General features: G+C 62.9%; 19 protein-coding genes. 6 read left to right on the top strand and 13 right to left on the bottom strand.

Annotated elements, in window-relative coordinates; genetic code table 11:
* Positions 1-11 precede the first annotated feature (11 nt).
* Complete coding sequence (locus HB675_RS01905) at positions 12-209, top strand: YbdD/YjiX family protein (protein WP_213875389.1); 198 nt, start codon at positions 12-14, stop codon at positions 207-209.
* 126 nt (positions 210-335) lie between these two features.
* Entirely contained in the window at positions 336-1286 is a 951-nt protein-coding gene (yjiA, locus tag HB675_RS01900; RefSeq protein WP_345945742.1) for a GTPase, read from the top strand.
* A 51-nt stretch (positions 1287-1337) separates the two neighbouring features.
* Here yjiA and glyA read toward each other — a convergent pair whose 3' ends face one another.
* Both glyA and HB675_RS01890 read right to left on the bottom strand, forming a co-directional pair.
* A complete protein-coding gene (gene glyA / locus HB675_RS01895) occupies positions 1338-2588 on the bottom strand; it encodes a serine hydroxymethyltransferase (RefSeq protein ID WP_213875387.1) in 1251 nt (416 codons plus the stop codon).
* 134 nt (positions 2589-2722) lie between these two features.
* Positions 2723-6547, bottom strand: a complete 3825-nt coding sequence (locus HB675_RS01890; protein WP_213875386.1) for an EAL domain-containing protein — start codon at positions 6545-6547, stop codon at positions 2723-2725.
* 294 nt (positions 6548-6841) lie between these two features.
* On the opposite strand from HB675_RS01890, the gene ettA reads away from it, so the two are divergent.
* Positions 6842-8506 carry an energy-dependent translational throttle protein EttA gene (gene ettA, locus HB675_RS01885; RefSeq protein WP_213875385.1) on the top strand — a complete coding sequence of 555 codons (1665 nt, stop codon included), beginning with the start codon at positions 6842-6844 and terminating at the stop codon, positions 8504-8506.
* Between the two features lie 68 nt (positions 8507-8574).
* Here the strand turns inward: ettA and HB675_RS01880 are convergent, their stop codons facing one another.
* From HB675_RS01880 to HB675_RS01830, 11 genes are all read right to left on the bottom strand, one after another.
* Positions 8575-9372: an IclR family transcriptional regulator gene (locus tag HB675_RS01880; RefSeq protein WP_213875384.1), complete on the bottom strand. Its 798-nt coding sequence runs from the start codon at positions 9370-9372 to the stop codon at positions 8575-8577.
* Between the two features lie 72 nt (positions 9373-9444).
* Positions 9445-10968: an aldehyde dehydrogenase family protein gene (locus HB675_RS01875; RefSeq protein ID WP_213875383.1), complete on the bottom strand. Its 1524-nt coding sequence runs from the start codon at positions 10966-10968 to the stop codon at positions 9445-9447.
* Positions 10969-10984: 16 nt separating this feature from the next.
* Positions 10985-12079 carry an ABC transporter ATP-binding protein gene (locus HB675_RS01870; protein ID WP_213875382.1) on the bottom strand — a complete coding sequence of 365 codons (1095 nt, stop codon included), beginning with the start codon at positions 12077-12079 and terminating at the stop codon, positions 10985-10987.
* 42 nt (positions 12080-12121) lie between these two features.
* Positions 12122-13198 (bottom strand): ABC transporter substrate-binding protein, encoded by a 1077-nt coding sequence (locus tag HB675_RS01865; protein ID WP_213875381.1) that lies wholly within the window; start codon positions 13196-13198, stop codon positions 12122-12124.
* 43 nt (positions 13199-13241) lie between these two features.
* Positions 13242-14069 (bottom strand): ABC transporter permease, encoded by an 828-nt coding sequence (locus tag HB675_RS01860; RefSeq protein WP_213875380.1) that lies wholly within the window; start codon positions 14067-14069, stop codon positions 13242-13244.
* Positions 14066-14974: an ABC transporter permease gene (locus tag HB675_RS01855; RefSeq protein WP_213875379.1), complete on the bottom strand. Its 909-nt coding sequence runs from the start codon at positions 14972-14974 to the stop codon at positions 14066-14068. The genes HB675_RS01860 and HB675_RS01855 overlap by 4 nt, the downstream gene beginning before the upstream one ends.
* The gene (locus HB675_RS01850) at positions 14971-16236 is read right to left on the bottom strand and encodes an FAD-binding oxidoreductase (protein ID WP_213875378.1); all 1266 of its coding nucleotides are present in this window, start codon (positions 16234-16236) and stop codon (positions 14971-14973) included. The genes HB675_RS01855 and HB675_RS01850 overlap by 4 nt, the downstream gene beginning before the upstream one ends.
* A 187-nt stretch (positions 16237-16423) precedes the next feature.
* Positions 16424-16918, bottom strand: coding sequence for a GreA/GreB family elongation factor (locus HB675_RS01845; protein ID WP_213875377.1), 495 nt, complete (start codon positions 16916-16918; stop codon positions 16424-16426).
* A 71-nt stretch (positions 16919-16989) separates the two neighbouring features.
* A complete protein-coding gene (locus HB675_RS01840) occupies positions 16990-17343 on the bottom strand; it encodes a hypothetical protein (RefSeq protein ID WP_213875698.1) in 354 nt (117 codons plus the stop codon).
* 102 nt (positions 17344-17445) lie between these two features.
* Complete coding sequence (locus HB675_RS01835; RefSeq protein WP_213875376.1) at positions 17446-19299, bottom strand: DUF4105 domain-containing protein; 1854 nt, start codon at positions 19297-19299, stop codon at positions 17446-17448.
* Positions 19300-19371: 72 nt separating this feature from the next.
* Positions 19372-19860, bottom strand: coding sequence for a DUF3015 domain-containing protein (locus HB675_RS01830; RefSeq protein ID WP_213875375.1), 489 nt, complete (start codon positions 19858-19860; stop codon positions 19372-19374).
* Between the two features lie 213 nt (positions 19861-20073).
* Between HB675_RS01830 and HB675_RS01825 the strand changes: the two genes are divergently transcribed.
* From HB675_RS01825 to HB675_RS01815, 3 genes are all read left to right on the top strand, one after another.
* Positions 20074-22515, top strand: a complete 2442-nt coding sequence (locus HB675_RS01825; RefSeq protein ID WP_213875374.1) for an ATP-binding protein — start codon at positions 20074-20076, stop codon at positions 22513-22515.
* A gap of 177 nt (positions 22516-22692) precedes the next feature.
* Positions 22693-23034, top strand: coding sequence for a hypothetical protein (locus HB675_RS01820; protein WP_213875373.1), 342 nt, complete (start codon positions 22693-22695; stop codon positions 23032-23034).
* 73 nt (positions 23035-23107) lie between these two features.
* Entirely contained in the window at positions 23108-23596 is a 489-nt protein-coding gene (locus tag HB675_RS01815; protein WP_213875372.1) for a TIGR00645 family protein, read from the top strand.
* Positions 23597-23678: the final 82 nt, after the last annotated feature.

The following is a 23678-nucleotide window of genomic DNA, read 5'->3' as shown; positions in this document are numbered from 1 at the left end:
GGATAGCCACCATGTTCAATGACCTCGCCAACCTCGGCAAATACCTGGGGCAGGCTGCCCGACTGATGGTCGGGATGCCGGACTACGACAACTATGTCGAGCACATGCAGGGCAAACACCCGGATAAACCGGTGATGAGCTACGAGGCGTTCTTCCGCGAACGCCAGGAGGCTCGTTACGGTGGCAAGGGTGGGCCGAAGTGTTGTTGAATCGATAACCTGTTTTCAGGCTTTTCACCTTATTGTGGGAGCACGGCTTGCCGGCGATAGCGGTCTGAAGATCGTCGCCGGCAAGCCGTGCTCCCACAGGTTTTTCGGCGCGTCGGAGATCATGTTGTGTTGCCAATACCCGTCACCATCCTCAGCGGCTTTCTCGGCGCGGGCAAGACCACCTTGCTGCGCCATCTGCTCAAGGCCGAGCACGGCCTGAAAATCGCCGTGATCGAGAACGAATTCAGCGACGCCGGCATCGACACCCAGCTGCTGGGCGACGAGCCGGTGCAGGTCATGACCCTGGCCAACGGCTGCGTCTGCTGCACCCTCCACACTGACCTGGCCAAAGCCCTTTACCTGCTGCTCGAACGCCTGGACAGTGGCCAGATCAACTTTGACCGATTGGTGATCGAATGCACCGGCCTGGCCGATCCCGCGCCGGTGGCGCAGACCTTTTTTATCGATGAAGAGCTGCGCGAGCGCTACCTGCTCGATGGCATCGTCACGCTCGTGGATGCGGCCCATGCCGATGTCCATCTGGCCCAGACCATCGCCCAGGCCCAGGTGGGTTTTGCCGACCGCTTGTTGGTGAGCAAGACCGACCTGGTCAGCCCGTCGGCCTTTGAAGCTCTGAGCGAGCGCCTGACCCGCATCAACCGGCGCGCGCCCATTCGCGTCGTGCAGCACGGCAACATCGACCTTAAAGAGCTTCTGGATGTGCGCGGTTTCAATCTCAATGGCGGGTTGACCTTGCGCCCCGTTTCGCCGGGGACTGGCATCGATCGTATTTCCAGCCTGGTGCTGCGAACGGAGCAACCACTGGATGTCGATCGATTGAGTACGTTCATGAATGAGCTGCTCGAAGCCCACGGCATGCAGTTGTTGCGCTACAAGGGCGTGCTGAACATTGCCGGCGAGGATCGCCGTCTGGTGTTTCAGGGCGTTCTGAAACTCTATGGATTTGATTGGGATACGCCTTGGGCAGAAGGCGAGCTGCGCGAGAGCGTGATGGTATTCATCGCCGACGAACTGCCCGAGACGAAGATACGGGCGGGGTTTGAGGCGTTACGTTGAGCGGCCATAAAAAAACCGGCCGTCAAGGCCGGTTTTTGACTATCGACGCAATCAGCTGTAAACCGGCAGCTTCGCGCAAATGGCCTTGACCTTGGCGCGAACGGCCTCGATCACGGCTTCATTGTTCAAGTCAGCCAGGATGTCGCAGATCCAGACAGCCAGTTCACGGCAGTCGGCTTCCTTGAAACCACGGGTGGTCACGGCCGGGGTGCCGAAACGCAGGCCCGAGGTGACGAACGGCGAACGTGGGTCGTTAGGTACCGAGTTCTTGTTGACGGTGATGAAGGCACGGCCCAAGGCGGCGTCGGCGTCTTTGCCGGAGATGTCCTGCTTGATCAGCGACAGCAGGAACAGATGGTTTTCGGTCCCGCCGGACACCACGTCGAAACCGCGCTCGATGAACACGCTGGCCATGGCCTGGGCGTTTTTCACCACTTGCTGCTGGTAGGCCTTGAACTCAGGCTGCAGCGCTTCCTTGAAGCACACGGCCTTGGCCGCGATCACGTGCTCCAGCGGGCCGCCTTGGGCGCCCGGGAATACCGCCGAGTTCAGCTTCTTCTCGATGTCGGCATTGGCGCGCGCCAGGATCAGGCCGCCGCGTGGGCCGCGCAGGGTCTTGTGGGTGGTGGTGGTCACCACGTCGGCAAATGGCACCGGGTTCGGGTAGACGCCAGCGGCAACCAGACCGGCCACGTGGGCCATGTCGACGAACAGGTAGGCACCGACCTTGTCGGCAATGGCGCGAAAACGCGGGAAGTCGAGGATCTGCGAGTAGGCGGAGAAGCCTGCCACGATCATTTTCGGCTTGTGCTCGACGGCCAGGCGCTCGACTTCGTCGTAGTCGATCAGGCCGTTGCCGTCGATGCCGTACTGCACCGCGTTGTACAGCTTGCCCGAGGAGCTGACGCTGGCGCCGTGGGTCAGGTGACCACCGTGGGCCAGGCTCATGCCCAAAATGGTGTCGCCGGCGTTGAGCAGGGCCAGGTAGACCGCGCTGTTGGCCTGGGAACCGGCGTGGGGCTGGACGTTGGCGTAGTCGGCACCGAACAGTTGCTTGGCGCGGTCGATGGCCAGTTGTTCAACCACGTCGACGTATTCGCAGCCGCCGTAGTAACGCTTGCCTGGGTAGCCTTCGGCGTACTTGTTGGTCAGCACCGAACCCTGTGCCTCCATCACCGCCGGGCTGGTGTAGTTTTCCGAGGCAATCAGCTCGATGTGCTCTTCCTGGCGCTGAGCTTCTTGCTCCATCGCGGCAAAAAGATCGGCGTCGTACTTGGCGAGTGTCAGGTCACGGCTGAACATGGCGTGGCGGTCCTCAAGGATCGGGGCAGTTGAAAAGGGGGGCATTCTAACCCAACGGGTTTTGTCTGGCATATGAAACGCCGTCATTGTCGGGACAAGCGGTGTTCATGATGATGTGCGGGCCTTTGAGGGCCTCAATCCAACATGAACAACGCATCGTTGCTGAACTGCGCCTCGAACCGGCTGGCGGGCATGGGCCGGCCGAACAGATAGCCCTGAACTTCATCGCAGCCATGTTCGCGCAGGAAGTCCAGCTGGTCCTGGGTTTCCACGCCTTCGGCGATCACCGACAGGTTGAGGCTGTGGGCCATGGCGATGATCGCCCGGGCGATCTGCGCGTCCTGCTCGCCCGAGGGCAGGCCATCGACGAAACTGCGGTCGATCTTGAGCACGTCGATCGGGAACTGCTTGAGGTAGTTGAGCGATGAGTAGCCCGTGCCGAAGTCGTCGACGGCAATGCTCAAGCCCAGCTGTTTGAGGCTGTCGAGAATCATCATTGCCTCATTGACCTCGCGCATCAAGATGCTTTCGGTCAATTCCAGTTCCAGGCAGGCCGGCGACAGGCCGACTTCGCCGAGAATCGTGGCGATCCGCGTGCCCAACTGCCCGTCGGAGAATTGCCGTGCCGAGATGTTCACCGACACTTTCGGCACCCGCACCTTGGTGGCATGCCATTCCTTGAGTTGGCGGCAGGCTTCGCTGATCACCCAGTCGCCCACGTCCACCACCAACCCGAGTTCTTCGAGGACCGGAATGAAATCCCCAGGCGGCACCAGCCCACGCCGCGGGTGGCGCCAGCGCAGCAGCGCCTCGGCACCGGTCAGGCGCTTGCCATCGCCGCTGAACTGCGGCTGGTAATAGAGGATGAACTCCTGCTGCTCCAGCGCGTGCCGCAGGTCGCTTTCCAGTTCCAGCCGCTCCAGAGCGCTGGCGTTCATGTCGGCCTGGTAGAACTGGAAGTTGTTCTTGCCGCGCTCCTTGGCGTGGTACATCGCCGTGTCGGCGTTTTTCATCAGCTGGCTCAGTTCGTTGCCGTCCTGAGGGCTAAGGGCGATGCCGATACTGGCCGTGACGAAAAACTCGCGGTTCTCCAGCACGAAGGGTTTGACCAGGCTGGCGAGAATCTGCTCCGCGACGTGAATGGCTTCATGCAGTGCTTCTTCGCGCGCCGCCCGAGGCTGCAGGAGCAGGGTGAACTCGTCACCGCCCATGCGCGCCACGGTGTCGTCATCGTTGACGCAGGCCAGCAGGCGCGTGGCCATGTCCTTGAGCATCCGGTCGCCGGCGGCGTGGCCCAGGGAGTCGTTGATGGGCTTGAAACGGTCCAGGTCGAGGAACATCAGCACCACCCAGCCGCCTTGCCGGTCGGCCTGCTGCAGGGCATTGTGCAGACGGTCCTGAAACAGTGTGCGGTTGGGCAGGTGAGTCAGGGCGTCGTAGTAAGCCAGGCGGTGAATGCGTTGTTCGCTGGCCTTGCGCTCGCTGATGTCGCTGAAAAAGCACACATAGCTGGCCAGGTCGCCCTCGTCGTCGAGCACCGCCGTGATGCCCACCCAGGCGGGATAGTGTTCGCCGCTGCGGCGCTTGAGCCAGACTTCGCCTTCCCAGGTGCCGCGCTGGTTGAGTTGCTTGAGCACGTAACGCAGGTGCGCTTCCTGCTGGTCGTCGACGGTGAGCAGGGTCGGCAACTGATCCAGCACCTGCGACACCGCGTAGCCGCTCACCCGACTGAACGCCTCGTTGGCCTGGACGATGTAGCCGGCAGGGTCGGTGATCAAAATCGCCGAGGTCGAATGCTCGAACACCGTGGCGGCCATGCGCAGGTCTTTTTCGGCACGGCGCTGCTGGCTGACATCACGACCCACCCCGAGAATCCCTTCAAAGACCCCGTTCTCGTCCCACACCAGCACCAGGCGCAGTTCAATGGGGATCTTGCGCCCGTCGGCGTTGAGGCAGTCGAGCAAAAACAGTTTGGACTGCACTTGAGTGCGCAGCTGCGCCAGCTGCTCCGGGTCGTCGAGGGCCGTGCCGACGCGCTCGAGCATCTGGTTCAGGCCGATCAACTGGCTGGGGTTGGCGATGGTCGATTGCCAGCCATTGGCGAAGATCCACGCCTCGTCGTAGCCCAGCACCGCTTGCACCGAATGGCTGACGTAGTTGAGCTTGAGCTTGTTGTTGGTCGAGAAGATCACATCGCTGATGCTTTCGGCGAGCATGCGATAGCGCTGCTCGCTGTCACGCAGCGATTCGCTGGCTTCCAGCTGTTCGGTGACGTCCTTGGCCACGCCGACAATGCGCGTGACCATACCGTCCTTGTCGCGCGCCAGCACCTGTTCGCGCACCTCGAAATAACGCCACTGCGAATCCTGGCTGCGAAAGCGCAACAGGCAGTTCAACGGCAGTGCGTAGTCGCTCTGGCGCTGAAGGTGACGGGCCTTGTTGTAGGTAAGGGCGTCTTCGATGTGCAGTAACTTTTCCCAAAAGTATTCGCCGAGCTCCTGTAACTGGGCCCTGCCATAGCCCAAGGTCTGGCCCAGATGATGGTTGCTGAAAATCATTCGCTGGGACGCGCAGTCCTGAACATATAAATGATCCGGCACGGTGCGGATCACATCGGACCAGAAAGCTTCACGCTCCACCAGCGACAGCTCTACCCGTTTGCGGCTGGTGATGTCGTTGATATTGAGGATGACTGCGTGGTAACCCCAAATGTCCTCGGGAAAGCGCAGGGTCAGCCACAGGTGCTGGTCCAGGCCGAAGGGGTCGGTCAGGGTGACCTCCAGCTCGAGCTGCGGCAGGTTGCGCATCAGGCCGTCGATGATCTGATAACCGATGCCGCTGACATTCATCGGGCCGCCATCGATCAGACGCTGCCAGGCCTCCTGGATCGACTCCACGGCCAGCAGGCGCAGAGCCACCTGGTTGACCTCGGTGATGCGCAGTTCCGAGAGCAGTGAGGCGCGACGCTCGGGACTTTCGTCCAGCCAGGCCTGCAACGTCTCGTGAGAAATCAGCCCGTTGTTTTGAATAAGGTCGCGCAGCGCCGAGAGGTCCAGCACGCACAAGGCCACGCCGGTGCCTTCGAAAATGTCTTGATAGCGCCGCCGCTCCTCGTGCACCTCGCGCTGGCGCTTGCGCAGATTGAGCAAGGTCAACAGTGGCAGCAGCGAGAACGCCAGCCCTAGCAGGCATTTGCCGATCAACGCCGGCAGCAGGTCGAGGCGTGCCCGGTCGGCATTGAACAGGCTGCGCAGTTGCCAGTCGCTCTGGGCCAGCGGCGTCACCAACAGCGTTTGCTCCGAGTTCGCCTGCCCGGCATCGTTGTCACGGTGAATGACATAGCTGTCCTGACGGCTTTCAATCTGCCAGTGGGCGTGCGAGTCGCGGGAGTCAGCGCGCAGCAGGCCGCCGAGGAAACTGGGGGCCAGGCGCAGCAACCAGGCGCCGTTGGTCAATTCACCCGGTTGTCGGATGAGCAGGTACAGGCGCGCGTCAGCCGCATTGGCATAATAGAACGGCTGGATCTGCGCCCGCTGCAGCAAGGCCTGGATGGCGTTCTCGTCGGCGGTGACCGGCAGGGTATCGGCGAGGATCCGGCCGTCGGCCGCCAGCCACAGGATGCTTTGCACCGCCGGCAGGGCTTGTTGCAGACGCGCCAGGGTATCGGCTTTCTCGCGACCGCTGGGGAAGGGCGGCGTGGTCAGCAGGCGGTTGAGCGCCGTCTGGGAGTTGAGCGCCAGGTTCAGGTCCAGCCGGGCCACCCGTTCGGCGCTGGCGTCTATGCTGTGTTGGCGCTGGTCGCTGAGGGTCCGCTGGAATTGGTCGACCAGTTGCCACAGCAACAAGGCCAGCAGAAACAGCACCAGGACCGCCAACGCGCTTTTCAGCATCCCGCGCAACGGGGTAGCGGGGGCGGTTGGCGCTGAGCGCAGGGACGACGGCGGATTGAGATTGGTCAAACTGTGGTCCTGCGGTCTGTCTGGCGGTGGCAGGGGTGCCGGCGTCGAGGTCTGTAACACGGCTGACAGCAACGGCCCGGACTTCGCGCACTATAAGCCCCTGCCCATGAGGCGGCTAGGGTTGCGGCGCGGCACCGATCAAGCCGTCTTTCGTGAGCGGTAAAATTGGCTTGGGTGCATGGCAAAGAGTAGCAAAGTGCCAGCCCAAAACGTAGGCCGTTTGCCCTGTCAGGCGCATTCCGGTAGCTTTGCGGTCTGCATTTTTTTCATCTGTCTCCGACACCAGGTTTACCCATGGCTCAATACGTTTTCACCATGCATCGGCTCAGCAAGGTTGTGCCGCCGAAGCGGGAAATCCTCAAGAATATTTCGCTGTCGTTCTTCCCCGGCGCCAAGATCGGCGTGCTAGGCCTCAACGGTTCGGGCAAGTCGACCTTGCTGAAAATCATGGCCGGCGTCGACACCGAATTCGACGGCGAAGCGCGGCCGATGCCCGAGCTCAATGTCGGCTATTTGCCTCAGGAGCCGCAACTCGACCCGAACAAGACCGTACGCGAAGTGGTCGAGGAAGCCGTCAGCGTGATCAAGGACGCCCAGGCGCGCCTTGACGAAGTCTACGCCGCCTATGCCGACCCGGACGCCGACTTCGACAAGCTGGCTGCCGAGCAGGCCAAGCTGGAAGCCATTCTTCAGGCCAGCGACGGCCACAACCTCGAACGCCAGCTGGAAGTGGCCGCCGACGCGCTGCGTCTGCCGGCGTGGGACGCCAAGGTCGAGGTCCTGTCCGGTGGCGAAAAGCGCCGCGTGGCCCTGTGCCGCCTGCTGCTGTCGGCCCCTGACATGCTGCTGCTGGACGAACCGACCAACCACCTGGATGCCGATTCGGTGGCCTGGCTGGAGCAGTTCCTGCACAACTTCCCGGGCACCGTGGTCGCCATTACCCACGACCGTTACTTCCTCGATAACGTCGCCGGCTGGATCCTCGAACTCGACCGCGGCGCCGGCATTCCGTATGAAGGCAACTATTCGGGCTGGCTGGAAGCCAAGTCCGATCGTCTGGCCCAGGAATCCAAACAGCAATCGGCCCATGAAAAGGCCATGAAGGAAGAACTGGAGTGGGTGCGCAAAGGCGCAAAGGCGCGCCAGTCCAAATCCAAGGCCCGTCTGCAGCGTTTCGAAGAAATGCAGTCGCAGGAATTCCAGAAACGCTCGGAAACCAACGAGATCTACATCCCCGCCGGCCCGCGGTTGGGTGACAAGGTCATCGAGTTCAAGAACGTCAGCAAGGGCTATGGCGACCGCGTGCTGATCGACAACCTGTCGTTCGCCATGCCCAAGGGCGCCATCGTCGGCGTCATCGGCGGCAACGGTGCCGGCAAGTCGACCCTGTTCCGCATGCTGATGGGCAAGGAGCAACCGGATTCGGGCAGCATCGAAATCGGCGAAACCGTACAACTGGCCTGCGTGGACCAGAGCCGCGATGACCTGGACGGCAGCAAGACGGTGTTCCAGCAGATTTCCGATGGTTCGGATCAGATCCGCATCGGCAACTACGAGATTCCGTCGCGCACCTACGTCGGCCGCTTCAACTTCAAGGGTGGCGACCAGCAGAAGTTCGTCAAGGACCTCTCCGGCGGTGAGCGCGGGCGCCTGCACCTGGCCCTGACCTTGAAAGAGGGCGGCAACGTCCTGCTGCTCGACGAACCGTCCAACGACCTCGACGTGGAAACCCTGCGCTCGCTGGAAGAAGCCCTGCTGGACTTCCCTGGCGCCGCCATTGTGATCTCTCACGATCGGTGGTTCCTGGACCGCGTGGCCACCCACATCCTGGCCTATGAGGATGACTCGCAGGCGGTGTTCTTCGAAGGCAACTACACCGAGTACGAGGCCGATCGCAAGAAACGCCTGGGCGATGCCGCCGCACAGCCCCATCGTGTGCGGCACAAGAAGCTGGCGTGATAAACGCAACGGGCCCTTCGGGGCCCGTTTTGGTTTATCTCTGGCGCAATTTCGCTGCAGGCGGGTGCTTAGCGAAATCCTCCCGCCCGCTGACTCAACCCCGCACTGGAAATCGACCGCGCCGTTTCGATCAACTGTGGCGCCAATTGCTCGCGCGCATCCTCGGGGCGCCAGCGGCTGGCGGGGACCGAGATGTTCACGGCGCCGAGGGGAATGCCCGCCGCATCAACGATCGGCGCCGCCAGGCTGATGTCGCCGGGGAAATACTCCCCCACGGTCATCGCGTAGCCCTCATCCCGAGCCTTTGTAACGGCCTCCAGCAACGGCTCCAGCGCGGTCACGGTAGCGGGCGTATGCGCTGGCCGTGGCATCTGCTCCAGCATCAGGCGCGCCTCGCTCGCGGCAATCCGCGACAGCCAGGCGCGGCCCGATGCCGTGCAGTACATCGGCAGGCTCAGCCCCAGGGGCATGGGGATCATCACCTGATTGTGGCTGGGGAAGCGCGCGACGAAAATCATGTCGTTGGCGTCTGGCTCCGACAGGTTGCAGCTCTCGTGGCACTCGCGGTTCAGCTGGTGCAGGTAGGGCGTGGCGCGGTCGATCAGGCTGTCGGTCTGCAAGAAGCCGAAGCCCAGCGACAGTGCCCGTGGTGTCAGTTGATAGCGCTTGCTCTGCGGGTCCTTGCGCAGATAGCCCAAGGTTTCAAGGGTGTACGCAAAGCGCTGCGCGGCGCTTTTGGTCATGTGGGTTGCCGCCGCCAGCTCGGGCAGGTTCATGCTTGGCCGGCCGGCGCGGAACGCATTGATCACCTCCAGACCGCGCGCCAGGGTGCTGGCGAACAAAGGGGATTTGTCAGGCGAAGTCATGAGGCCTCTGGGCAGAAAAAAGTGGCAGGGCGCCGAGCGCGCCCCAGTATAACCAAGCTCGCAGCACCCGGCTCAACCGCCCAGGTGCACCCACACCGATTTGGTCTGGGAGTACTGGGTCAGCGCCTCCAGGCAACGGTCGCGGCCGTTGCCCGATTGTTTGAAACCGCCCCAGGGCTGGGTCATGTCGCCGTGATCGAAACAGTTGACCCAGACAATGCCGGCCTCTACATCCCGGGCGAAGGTCAGGGCGCGGTCGATGTCGCGGGTCCAGACCGAGGCGGCGAGGCCATAGATCGAATCGTTGGCAATCGCCAGCGCCTCCTCAAGGTCCTTGACCCGGATGGCCGCCGCCACCGGACCGAACACTTCCTCGCGGGCCAGGGTCATGCTCGGCGTGATGTCCGCATACAGGGTCGGATTGACGTAAGCGCCATGGGCCAGTGCCGCCGGTACATCGCCGCCGAACACCAGCCGGCCGCCTTCGTCGCGGGCTTTTTCGACATAACCGAGCACCCGTTGCTGCTGCTCGAAGGACACCAGCGAGCCCATTCGCGTGGCGGGGTCCAGCGGGTTGCCCGGTACGTACAGGCTGGGCGCAAGTTCCGCGAAGCGCTCGACGAAACGCTCGTAGATCGACGCCTGTACCAGGATCCGCGAACCCGCATTGCACACTTCGCCCTGGTTGGCGTAGATGCCGTTGATGGCGTAGGTCACGGCGCGGTCGAAGTCGGCCACGTCCTCCAGAATGATCTGGGGGCTCTTGCCGCCGCATTCGGTGGTGACCCGCTTCATGTTGGACTGGCCGGCATAGACCATCATCAACTTGCCGATTTCCACCGAGCCGGTGAAGCCGATCTTGTCGACGTCCATGTGCAGCGCCAATGCGGCGCCGGCCTCGGCGCCGTGGCCCTGAACCACGTTGAAGATCCCCGGCGGGCCGCCGGCCTGAACGAACAGTTCAGCCAGCAACACGGCGCTGCTGGGTGACTGCTCGGCCGGCTTGAGCACCACGGCGTTCCCCATGGCCAAGGCCGGCGCCAGCTTCCACGCAGCCATCAGCAACGGATAGTTCCACGGCACGATCAGCCCCACCACCCCCAAGGGCTGGCGCAGGATGTAGTGCAGGGCCTCGGGCGTCGTGCTGGTGACCGAGCCTTCGAGCTTGTCGATGGTCTCGGCAAAGAAGCGAAAGGACAAGACCGAGCCCGGCACGTCGACATTGAGCATGTCGCTGATGGGTTTACCCACATCCAGCGTGTCCAGCAAGGCCAGGCTTTCAGTGTGCGTCTCGATCAGGTCGGCGAAGCGATACAGCACGGCCATCCGTTCGCGCGGCGCCAGGCGCGACCAACTGCCACTGCGAAAGGCCTTGCGCGCGGCCTTTACTGCCAGGTCCACGTCTGCGCTGGCGCTGCGCGGTGCTTGGGTGTGCGGGTGTCCGGTGGCCGGGTTGAGCACGTCGAAGCGTTCCCCCGAGAGGGCCGGGCAGCGCTGACCGTCGATAAAGTTGTCAACGTGATAAACAAACCGCTCGGCGCGCTGCTGCCAGTCGCCTGCGCTGAGTTGGCCGAGGGTGGGGTCTAAATGAGGCATGGGACGCACAGCTCCTTCAAAGGGTCGGTTGCACGGCAAACGCACAGGCGGCGCCGGGCTGGATACTCAGAGTGATTTCATCGCCGGGGTACAGGGCCTGGCCTTGGGCGGCTTCCCTCGACACATCGAGGGTCAGGCTGTCGATCCCCGGCAGGCTGATCTGCAGGCGCAAGGCGCGACCGTGAAACAAACGTTGCAGCACCCGGCCAGTGGCCTGTGGCTGACTGTCGGCGCGCACACCGAGCCGCAGATCTTCGGGGCGCAATGACACGGTCACCGCACTGCCTCGTGCCAGTGGCCCTCGGCTGCGTGCCACAAGGTGCAAGGCGCCGACGCCCACCGTCACCTGATCATCGACGCTGTGCAGCACCTGCCCGTCGAGCAGGTTGGAGGCACCAATGAAACCGGCGACGAAAGCCGATTCCGGAGAGTCGTACAGCGCGTCCGGGCTGGCGATCTGTTCGATGCGACCCTTGTGCATCACGGCAATACGGTCGGAAATCGACAGCGCTTCGGTCTGATCATGGGTGACCATCACGAACGTCGTGCCCAGGCTCGATTGCAGGCGTTTGAGTTCCACCTGCATGTGCTGGCGCAAGTGCGCATCCAGGGCCGACAGCGGTTCGTCGAGCAGCAGCACGCGGGGTTGGCAGACCAGCGCGCGGGCCATGGCGATGCGCTGTTGCTGGCCGCCCGACAACTGCTGCACCCGCGCCCGCGCCTTGTCCGCCAAGCCCACCAGTTCCAGCATGTTGACGACGCGCTGGCGCGCCTCGGCGGCAGGCACCTTGGTCAGGCTCAGGCCGAAGCCGACGTTGTCGCTGACGTTCAAGTGGGGAAACAAGGCGTAGTCCTGGAACACCGTGTTCACCGGCCGTCCGTAAGGCGGCGCGGCGGTCAGGTCCTGGCCGTCGATCAGTACCTGCCCGGCCGTGGGCTGCTCGAACCCGGCGATCATCCGCAGGGTGGTGGTCTTGCCGCAGCCCGAAGGCCCGAGCAGGCTGATGAACTCGCCGGGGGCGATGTCCATATCGATGTTGTCGACGCTCAGCACCTTCTCGCTGTAGCGCTTGCTCACACCCCTGAGGCTGACCACGCTGGAATGGGCCATGACTCGGTTCTCCTGTGCTCGGTAAGGAAGATGGACCGTCTGTCAGCCGCCGGCCTTGACCCGTTCGAACAGCTTGGCCAGTTCTTCGTTGCTGGGGATCGGCCGGGTCAGCACGGTGTCCTTGAGCATGGTTTCCGGATCGTTGGGCAGTTGCAGTTCTTCGAGTTTGGCCTCGGGCACGCGAGCGAACGCAGCCTTGCTGGCGCTGCCGTAGCCGTACTCGGTGATCAATTTTTCACCGGATTCGGGGGCCAGTCGCGCATTGATGAAGTCGTAGGCCAGGTCGACGTGCTTGGCATCCTTGAGCATGACGATGCCGCAGACCCAGGTAAGCATTCCTTCTTTGGGCTTCATGAATGCCACGGGCACGTTCTGCTTTTTCAGGGCGGTGGCCGAGGCGTTCCAGGCCATGGCCGCCACCAGTTCGCCACTGGCCAGTGACTGCTCCACCGAGGTCATGTCGGTGGTGTAGGTGGTCACCAGCGGCCGTTGCTGACGCAGCACGGCGCCGACCTTGTCCAGCTCTTCGGGGGTGAGTTTCTTGAACGGGTCGACACCGGCCAGCAGGGCGGCCACCAACGGCGTGTCGTGCACTGCGTCGATGGTCGCGATGCGCCCGGCGTACTGTTTGTCGAAGAGCATCTTCCAGCTGGCTTCGGGGTTTTTCACCAGGTCGGTGCGGTACAGCACCGAGGTATTGCCCCAGTCCCATGGCACCATCCAGACCTTGCCATCGGCGTCGACGATACCCGGCAGCTTTTGCAGGACCGGGAAGATCTGATCGAAGTTCTTCAGCCGCGACTTGTCCAGCGGCTGGATCAGCCCGGCCTGTTTCCAGCGTTCCAGCTTGTCGTAGCAGGGGTGAGCGAGGTCGGGGTGAAAGCCGGCGCGGGCTTTGGACAACGCATCGTCATCATCGCCGAATACCGTGATGTCGACCTTCTTCGGGTGGGCCGCCTCGAACGCGGGGTTGAACTCCGGCAGCTCATAGCCCGACCAGGTGAAATAGGTCAGGTTGCCGGCGTCGGCGGCGATGGCGCCTTGCAGCAACGCGGTGTTCAGGGCAAACGCTGCCAGACCCACCACCCACGAGCGTTTAGCGATTGTGCGAACTTTCATATGACCTCCAGAGGCTGGACTAGGAGCGTGTTGATTGAGGTGTTCATTGTTCGAGCTTGGCAGGCGGCCCAATGCCGCGGCGACGCAGTGCTTCGGCCCCGGCGGCTATCGCCACCGAGACCAGCAGAATCAGACTGCCCAAGGCCATGACCATGGGCAGTTGCCTGGGGAAGCGCAGTTGGCTCCAGATGTAGATGGGCAGGGTGGGCTCGGTGCCCACCAGGAAAAACGCGACGATGAACTCGTCGAACGAGGTGATGAACGCCAGCATGAAGCTGGACACCAGACCCGGCAGGGCCAGGGGCAGGGCGATGCGCCGCAGGGTCGTCCATTCGTCGGCACCCAGATCCATGGCCGCTTCTTCGAGGCTGCGGGGGAAGGCGGCAAAGCGGCTGCGCATCACCACCACGGCGGTGGGCAGGCAAAAGCACACATGGCCGACCACGATGGCCCCCAGCGAAGGACCGGGGCCGATCAGGTTGACGCCCACCAGCAGGGCGATCCCCAGCACCACGCCGGGCAGCAGGATCGGCAGCCGCGCCAGCAGCGACACGGCATTGGCCAACGGGCTGCTGCGCCGCACGTCGGCATAGGCGATCAAGGCGCCGACCACGGTGGCGATGGCCGCTGCCGAACCGGCGACGATCAGGCTGTTGAGCGCGGCATGGGCCAGCGCCGGGTTGTTGAACAGGTCGGCGTACCACTGCACGGTGAAACCCTTGAGCGGGAACACCGGGGCGATCGAGTCGTTGAAGGAAAACACCGGGATCAACAAGGTCGGCAGGTACAGGAAGGCCAGGTACAGCAGCACGTACAGCCCGAGCCAGCGGCCTTGCATGGCCGGCCAGCGTTTCAAGGTCATCCGGTTCATCGCGGTTCCACCCAGCGCTGGACCAGCGCCCTCGTCAAGAGCACCACCAGAGCAATCGCCAGCATGCTGATCACGGCCAGCGCGGCGCCGGCGGTCCAATCGTTGGCCTTGCCGAACTGCGCCTGGATCAGGGTGCCGATCATCGAACTGGCCGGCCCGCCCACCAGCGCCGGGGTCACGTAGTCGCCCACCGTGGGCACGAACACCACCAGCGCTGCCGAAAGAACCCCGGGCATCGACAGCGGCAACACCACTTTGCGAAAGCGCTGATGGGGCCGTGCACCGAGGTCGGCGGCCGCCTCCAGCAGGTTGCGGGCGAGGCCGTTCAGGCAAATGTACAACGGCAACACGGCGAAGGCCGCGTAGGCGTGGGCCAGGGTAATCACCACGGCGGTCGGCGTATTGAGCAGGCCGGTCAGGGGCGCGTCGGTGATGTGCAGGGCCATCAGGCTGGAGTTGAGCACGCCGTTATAGGCCAGCACGATCTTCCAGGCGAACACCCGCAGCAGGTAGCTGGTCCAGAAGGGCAGGCTGATGAGAAACAGCAGCAGATTGCGTCGTTTGCCAGCATAAAAAGCCAGGTAATAGGCCACCGGGTACGCCAGCAGCACAGTCACTACGGTGACGATGGCCGACAGGACGATGGAGCGCAGCAGCACCGTGCGGGTCAAGGGATCGCGCAAGGCGAAGGACAGGTTGTCGGTGGTGAACGCGCTGCCGATGATTTGCCCGTCGTTTACCCGCACGCTCAGGTACAGCAGCAGGCCCAGGGTGAATAGAATCAACGTGCAGGTCAGCAGGCCGCCGGGCAGGTTGACAAAAAAGTCGAAGCGCTTGCTGGAGTTGCGCCGAGGCTGGGTCGCAGGCGCTGTGTCGCGGGCTTCTCCCGCCCGAACGAGGGTCATGAGCCGGCTCCCGCCCGAAGGCGCCGTTCCAGCAGGTCGCGCAGGCGCATGACGTTGGCGGTGATCCGTGCCGCGCTGCGATGCAGGGGGGCCGCTGGGAACGGTTTGAAGGGCAGCACCGGATAAGCGCTGTGGGCCGCAGGCAGGCCGTTGACCAGGTCGGCGACAAAGCCACCCATACGCGTGGCCATGGCGACCCCACGCCCGTAATAACCCAAGGCAACGGTGACGCCTTTGGCCGGCTGGCTGAGGAATGGAATGGTGGACGCGGGCACCGCGACCCGGCCGCACCAACAGTGGCTCAAGGGTACGCTGTCGAGTTCGGGGTAGAGGCTGAGCATCTCATCGCGCACCCGTCGTGCATCGCCGGCACCGAGCTCGTCGCGAAAGGCACCGCGGGTGCCCAGTACGAAGCGTCCGTCGTGGCTGCGGCGGAAGTAGCGCAGCACGCGGAAGGTGTCCGACACCGGCAGGTCGCCGGGCAGAATCCGTGCGGCGAGTTCGTCTGGTAGCGGCACCGTGGCCGCTTGCAGGCTCCACAGGGTGACGTAGGTTTGCGGCAGGCCTGGCAGCAGCGCAGGGGAGTAGGCGTTGGTGGCAATGACAATTTGTTCGGCGTGGATGTCGCCGCGCGAAGTGCTCAGGGTCCAGCCCTGGGCGTCGGGGCTCATGCTCAGCGCGCGGGTCTGTTCCAGCAGGGTGACACCTTGTGCCCGGGCTGCAGCGCCAAGGCCCAAGGCGTACTGATAAGGCTGCAACTGGCCAGCGCGAGTGTCGAGCAAGGCGCCATGGTAGATCGAGGTGCCTAGCCGCGCCTGGGTCTGCTGACGGTCGAGCATGCGCACGTCGGCGCCGTGTCGCTGCCACTGTTCGGCGCGTTGGCTCAGCACTCGCAAGGTGCCTTCGGTATGGGCCGCTTGCAGCCATCCGCATTGGCGGGCGTCGCAGTCGATGCCCAGGCGTTTGATCAGGTCGAAGGTGTAATCCGCCGCGCCGCCTACCGCTTCGATCAAAGCGGCGCCACCCGAGACGCCAAAACGCTCGATCAGGGTGTCCGGGTCCAGCTTGAGACCCGGAATGACCTGCCCACCGTTGCGCCCCGAAGCGCCTTCGCCGATGTGCAGGCTGTCGAGCACCACCACGCCCTCGCCACCGGTAGTGCGGGCTATTTCCAGTGCGCTATTCAAGCCGGTGTAGCCCGCGCCGATGATCACGCAGCGAGCGCGAGAAGGCAGGGCCGGGACGGCTTGTGGGGAAGGCATGAGGCCTTCCCTCCAGAGGCATTCGAAACGAGGTTCGGGGTTATTCACGCATCACCTGTATCGATTATCGATATACTAGTATTTATATTTCTAGTAGGCGCACTGAATTACCGCAAACAACCTTGTCGTTTTCAGAATGGTTGTGTCGTTTTAGCGAGGGCGGATCCGAGATCAGTCGGGGTATATCTCAATGGGCCGCGATGGAGATCACTTCGATCGCCACATCCCCCACCGGTCGTTGCCACACCACCTCATCCCCAGGTCCCGCGCCCAGCAGCGCGCGGCCCAGTGGCGAGGCCCAGTTGATCAAACCTTGACTGACATCGGCCTGGTCCTCGCCCACCAGCTGTACCCGTTGCTGCTGGTCGTGCTCATCGGCAAAGGTCACCCAGCTGCCGATCTGCACCTTGCGGGTGGAATCGGCCAGCACCACCACCTGAGCGCTCTGCAAGCGCTGGGTGAAGTAGCGCAGGTCGCGCTGCACGTCGACCAGGCGTTGCTTGTCGCCGTCGTCACCGCGGGTCTGCAGCAAGGCTTGTTCGCCTTGCAGGTCGGCCACACGTGTCTGCAACTGGGCGAAGCCTTCGGTGGTGACGTAGTTGGTCTGCTCACTGACGCTGCGCTCTACCGGCTGGTCGGCCTGGGCGGCGGCGTTGTCTTCGTTGACGAATGCTCGGCTCATGATTGTTCTCCTGTCGTAAGGCTTGGGCCATGCTGACAGGCAGGTAGTTTCAATGGATGTCCCATCACGACCTAATCAGATTTGAATGCGCGCCCCATGGACTGGCTCCGTTGCTGTTCCCAATTGCGCTCGCGGTCGTCCCAGCGGTTGCGATAACCTTGGTCTTCCTGGGTCTGCGCACTGGTCTGGCATTGCTGGAAACCGTCGTCCCAGCCGGTGCTGTACTGCTTCTCCTTAAGGTAGCGAGGGACGTTCTTGACGAAATCACCCACCGCCGCCACCGCACTGTGGCCGCTGACGCAGCCATCCTGATAACCGTCGGCAAACGCGGGCGGGTAACCCTGTTGCACCATCTGCTCGTGAGTGGACTGGCAACCGACCAACACCACCATCACCACACCCACGCACCACCCTTTGTTGTTCATGATCCTGACCTCGGAAGCGGTCAACGTCTGCATGACCACTCTTTGAGTCTAGGTGCTGGTGCGTTAACGCGAGGTCAAGCCGATGTAAGGAAAATGTCGGCGTCAGTAGTGGTACCACTTGAGCGACAGCATGACTTCGTTCTGCGGCGCCGTCAGCTGGCTGAAATCGCGCTGGGCGCTCAGGCGCAAGCCCAGGTTACGAGATAACTCCCACTGCTGGTTGAGGCTCAGGGTACGGCGCACTTCGCCGTTGGTGAAGTAATCGCCGGCGGCTTCCAGACTGAAATTGCCCAGCGGATTGCGCCACAGCAGGCCGGTGTCGAAGCCGGCAGCGGGCGAGACGAAGGCGTCGAAGTTGTTATTGTGTTCCACGCGCACGGTGCCCATGGCGAAACCCAGCAGGTCTGGCGCCAGTTGCCAGGTGCTGCCGGCGCCGCCATTGACGTGGCTGACCAGGCTTTCGTGGCCGTGTTTGCCGATGACGCGCTCCAGGCCGCTGGTGACCTGCCACGACCAGGGTTGCAGCAGCTCGGTGCGCGGCGTGAGGGAGCGGATGGTGGCCAGGTTGAGGTTCTGCAATTGCCAGCGATTGCCCTCGTATTGACGCAGCTTGAGCCCGAGGATCTCGATCTGCGCGCCCAGCGGGAAGCCATAGGCGTTGTCGTTCAGGTCGTGATAGGCCATGCGCAAGCCGTACTCGGCGAAATTCTGGCCGTCACGGTTGCCGGCGCCGACGTCCCACGTCCGTGAGTCGTGGCCCTTTTCCGGCAGGCCGGGGCGGGCGACCTGGAGGACGGGGGGTGGGTTGCCGTTGATTGCCCGCAGCAACGCGAAGCTGCGCTCGGTACGGGCCTTGTCGCGCTCCTGGCCGGTGGCGCGATAGCGCTCCAGGCGGTAGGCGGCATCCTGAATCAGGGCCTGGCGCGCAGCCGGCAGCGCCTTGAACGCCGGGCTCTGCAACAGGGTAGTGTCAGCGCTGATCTTGAGCACCCATTGTTGCTCGTCGCGGGCCATAGGATGGGCGCGAGTCAGCAACTCGCGCTCGCGGGAGGGCCGGTAGTCGACGTGCTCCACCATCCCGGCGTGGCTGACGGCCTTGACCGTGTCGGTGGGGATGGCGGTCAGTGGGAACTGCCCGGTCAGCTGCAGGCCGGGCCGGGCCACTTGCAGCAGCTCCAGCAGACGGTAGGAGCAGTTTTCGTCAAAGAAGAAGTAGTCGAACTTGATCTCCTGCAATTCCCACACGTGCTCCACCATGCGCGCGGTTTCTTCGTGGGTCAGGTTGAGTCGGTACTCCCATAGGTCGCGGTTTTCCAGGCTGTTGTATTCGGCCAGTTTCTGCTGGTAGGGGACCACGGCGAACATGCCGGGATAGCCACCGGCCAGGCCCTTCCAGGCGTAGAGGATGCTGTTGTCATTGCCCTGGATATAGGCGCCGAAGTTGATCGCGTAGCTGAGCAGGGCGGTCTTGTCGCTCTGCACGTCGGCCTGGTCGATGCGCAGCAAGGTGTGGCCGAACATGGACGACGGGCTGTTCAGGTAGGCGGCCGGGAACACCAGCACCGCGCTGTCCGGCGCGATGTCGGAAAACCATTGATTGAATTTCTGGCAGTCGACGCTCGGCAGATCAGTGAGGTGCAACTGCGCCTTGAGCCAGCGGGCGCGGGCCGGATAGACGCATTGGGCCTGCTGGTCGGCGCTGCTGGCAGGCGCATACAGCGCCTCGACGGTCGCGCGTAACTCGGCGTCGGGATGATGAGCACCCTCAGCGGCGAGGAAAAACTTCGGGTCATCGACGTAGCTGCGCCAGCCGCCCAGTCGGGCAGGGGTGTAGTGCCCCAGTGCCAGCCAGTAAGGGTCGCTGGCCAGTTGCTCGGAACGGGAGTTGTCGACGTGGGTGGCAGCGTGGAGCGCAGGGCTGGCACAGAGCGCCAGACAGGCAAGGCGTTTGAGCATCGTGGGCTACTTAGAGGGCAGGGCGGTCGATAAAAGCCCCGCCCCTGGCGAGGCGGGATACTGCGGGCGAGATTAAGCCTGGGCGGCGTATTTAGCCAGACGAGCGTCACCCTTGAGGACGTTCAAGGTGTTGGCGTGTACGTCATTGGCGGTGGCATCGGCGCTGGTGAAGATCTGCTGGAAGTGCTGGTGAGTCACGGACTCGAAGTAAGCGCGGTCTTCCGGTTTCACACCCAATACCACCGCATAGGTGGTCAGTGCTTCGCCGTGGCCCATGGCCATATCCTGGGACAGTTCGTTCATCATGCCGTTCATGGCCAGCCAGGATTTGCCGCCATAGGTCAGTGGCGCGGTGGTGTTGCAGCCGTTGGTACCCGAGGTCATGCCAAAGGTGGCGTTGCCCGAGGAGCCGTTGGTGGTGGACGCGAGGAAGTGAGCCGGCGTGCCGCGCTGGCCTTCGAACAGCAGGTTGCCCCAACCGCAATCCGGACCACCTGGCGCTTGAGCCATGGCGTGGAACGAAGCAGCGGCCAAAAGAGTACCCAGTAGAATCCTTTTCATAGCGTTTTTTCTCTTTGCGTGCGAACCAGAGGGGACGGGCCGGTGTAATTCCCGACCGCGCATGTTGGAGCTTAGGCGTGATCTTCCGGTTCCGCAGGTCGGCAGAAGTTTTCCAGCTACGCTCAAGGGGTGGGGGGTGATCGGTGCATGCACGCTTGCAGCTTGCAGCCCGAAGATTGAAACTGCCCCCAACCTCTGAAGTAAGGATGCCCGATGCCCGATCCTGTAGCTGCCAGCCTGCGTCTAGCGCCCGAGGCGCTGACTCGTCCCTTTTCCGCTGAACAGTTCAGCTTTACGACCACCAACGATCTGGAGCCCTTTCGCGGTGTACTTGGCCAGGAGCGTGCGGTAGAGGCGCTGCAATTCGGTGTGGCCATGCCGCGCCCCGGCTACAACGTGTTCGTCATGGGCGAGCCCGGCACTGGCCGGTTCTCTTTCGTCAAGCGCTACCTGAAGGCCGAAGGCAAGCGCCTGCAAACCCCGGCCGACTGGGTCTACGTCAACAACTTCGACGAGCCGCGCGAACCCCGCGCACTGGAGCTGGCCCCCGGCAGTGCCGACGCTTTCATCACCGACATCGGCAGCTTCATCGACAACCTGGTTGCCACCTTTCCAGCGGTGTTCGAGCACCCGTCCTACCAGCAGAAGAAAAGCGCCATCGACCGCGCCTTCAATCAGCGCTACGACCGTGCGCTGGATGTGATCGAGCGTCTGGCGCTGGAGAAAGACGTCGCCCTGTACCGCGACAGCACCAACATCGCTTTCACCCCGATGCTCGATGGCAAGGCGCTGGACGAGGCCGAGTTTGCCCAATTGCCGGAAGCCGATCGCGATCGTTTTCACAGTGACATTTCCGACCTCGAGGAGCGCCTCAACGAGGAGCTGGCGAGCCTGCCGCAGTGGAAGCGCGAATCCAGCAACCTGCTGCGCCAGTTGAACGAAGAAACCATCACCTTGGCCCTGCAGCCGCTGCTGGCACCGCTCTCGGAAAAGTACGCCGAGAACGCGGCGGTCAGCGGTTACCTGCAAGCGGTCCAGGTGTACTTGCTCAAGACCGTGGTCGAGCAACTGGTGGACGACAGCAAGACTGATGCCGTGGCCCGCAAAGTGCTCGAAGAACAATACTCGCCGAGTCTGGTGGTAGGGCACCACGCCAGCGGCGGTGCGCCGGTGGTGTTCGAGCCGCACCCGACCTACGACAACCTGTTCGGCCGCATCGAGTACAGCACCGATCAGGGCGCGCTCTATACCAACTACCGGCAGTTGCGCCCAGGTGCGCTGCACCGGGCCAATGGCGGCTTCCTGATTCTGGAAGCGGAAAAAATGCTGGGTGAGCCCTTCGTCTGGGACGCGCTCAAGCGGGCCTTGCAGTCGCGCAAGCTGAAAATGGAATCGCCGTTGGGCGAATACGGCCGCATTGCCACCAGCACGCTGACGCCGCAGATGATCCCCTTGCAGGTCAAGGTCCTCATCATTGGTGCCCGCCAGCTTTACTACGCCTTGCAGGACGCCGATCCGGACTTTCAGGAGATGTTCCGGGTGCTGGTGGACTTCGATGAAGACATTCCCATGCACGACGAGAGCCTGGAGCAGTTCGCCCAGTTGCTCAAGACTCGTACTTCGGAAGAGGGCATGGCGCCACTGACCGCCGACGCGGTGGCGCGTCTGGCCACCTACAGCGCCCGCCTGGCGGAAAACCAGAAGCGCCTGTCGGCGCGTATCGGTGATCTGTTCCAGCTGGTCAGCGAAGCCGATTTCATTCGTCATCTGGCCAATGAAGAGAAAACCGACGCCGGCCACATCGAGCGCGCACTGCGGGCCAAGGCGACGCGCACCGGGCGTGTGTCGGCGCGGATTCTCGACGACATGCTGGCGGGCATCATCCTCATCGACACCGACGGCGCAGCCGTGGGCAAGTGCAACGGCCTGACCGTGCTGGAAGTCGGCGATTCGGCCTTCGGTGTGCCCGCGCGAATTTCCGCCACGGTGTATCCGGGTGGCAGCGGTATTGTCGACATCGAGCGTGAGGTCAACCTCGGCCAGCCGATCCACTCCAAAGGGGTGATGATCCTCACGGGGTACCTGGGCAGTCGTTATGCGCAAGAATTCCCCTTGGCGATTTCCGCCAGCATCGCCCTGGAGCAGTCCTACGGCTATGTGGACGGCGACAGTGCCTCGCTGGGCGAAGCCTGCACGCTGATCTCGGCCTTGTCGAAGACGCCACTCAAGCAGTGTTTCGCTATTACCGGATCCATCAACCAATTCGGCGAAGTGCAGGCGGTGGGCGGGGTCAACGAGAAGATCGAAGGGTTCTTCCGTCTTTGCGAGGCGCGCGGGCTGACCGGCGAGCAGGGGGCGATCATTCCCCAGGCCAACGTCGCCACGCTGATGCTCGATGAGCGCGTTCTTCAGGCTGTGCGCACCGGTAAATTCCATGTGTATGCGGTGCGCCAGGCCGACGAGGCGTTGAGCCTGCTGGCCGGGGAGCCGGCCGGGACACCGGACGAAAACGGCGAGTTCCCCGAGGGCAGTATCAACGCGCGGGTGGTGGAGCGTCTGCGGGTGATTTCCGAAATCATCAGCGAGGAGGAACTCAAGGAAGCAGAAAAGGGCCATGCCGTCGAGGACCTGGCTGAAGTCAAACCGACGATCTGAGGGGCTGATCCAGCGCCACGGACGCTGATGGCACAATGACCACTCGGCGCCCCGTGGCCAACCTCGCGAACTTTTGTTCTATCCTCCAATCCATAGCCTATCCACGGCTCGTTGGATGGACGGCTTTCCAAGGCAACGCCCTGCAAGGTCACAGAACGGTTCTTCGAGGGTCTCGCCATGCCGCGCAGCCTTTGCCTCATACGCCAATGCCTGGGTCTGCAGACCCGCATCGAGTGTTCGATTCGCCCGCTGGCCGGGGACAACGGCATGTGGACCTTGCTGTTCGCCGCTGGCATGTCCGGTGAGCAACCCACCGCCATCAAGGCCCAAGGGCCGTTTCACGGCCCATTCGTTGCCCAAAGTATTCTTGACTCCATCGTCGACAGCCTGACCCTGCATGGCTACAGCCTGGCGGACGACCCGCAGATCTGGAGCCTGCACTTGCAGGGACAACTGCGCAAACTCAATCTGGAGCGCAGCCCCCGCGTTACAGACTTCCAGTTACGGCCGGAGCGCTGAGCGTCTAGAATGCGCAGCGCTGGCATTTTACAGGTGCCGGCATTGCCTTCTCCCCGACTATCAGTGAGCCGTAATGGAACGTTTCATCGAAAAAACCATGTATGCCTCGCGCTGGCTGTTGGCACCTATCTATGTAGGCCTGTCCCTCGGCCTGTTGGCGCTGGCGCTGAAGTTCTTCCAGGAAGTGTTTCACGTCCTGCCCAACGTGTTCGCCCTCGGTGAGGCTGACCTGATACTGGTGCTGCTGTCGCTGATCGACATGGCGCTGGTCGGTGGCCTGCTGGTAATGGTGATGATGTCCGGCTATGAGAACTTCGTCTCTCAGCTGGACATCGACGACGATGTGGAGAAGCTCAGCTGGCTGGGCAAGATGGACTCCACCTCGCTGAAGATGAAAGTGGCGGCCTCGATCGTGGCGATCTCGTCGATTCACCTGCTGCGGGTGTTCATGGAGTTGCGCAACATCGAGACGCAGTATTTGCTGTGGTACGTGATCATCCACATGACCTTCGTGGTGTCGGCCTTTGCCATGGGTTACCTGGACAAGCTGACCAAACACTGAGGCATCGCCTGGCGGGCTGAACCGCACACGCCAGTGTGCTAGTCTGCTGGCCCTTTTGATTGGGCGTGCGCGATACCGGCAC

It is taken from the genome of Pseudomonas sp. dw_358 (assembly GCF_018449655.1).
Lineage (GTDB): Bacteria > Pseudomonadota > Gammaproteobacteria > Pseudomonadales > Pseudomonadaceae > Aquipseudomonas.
The sequence above is the reverse complement of the archived record's forward strand: the minus strand, read 5'-3'. Positions and strand labels throughout refer to the sequence as shown.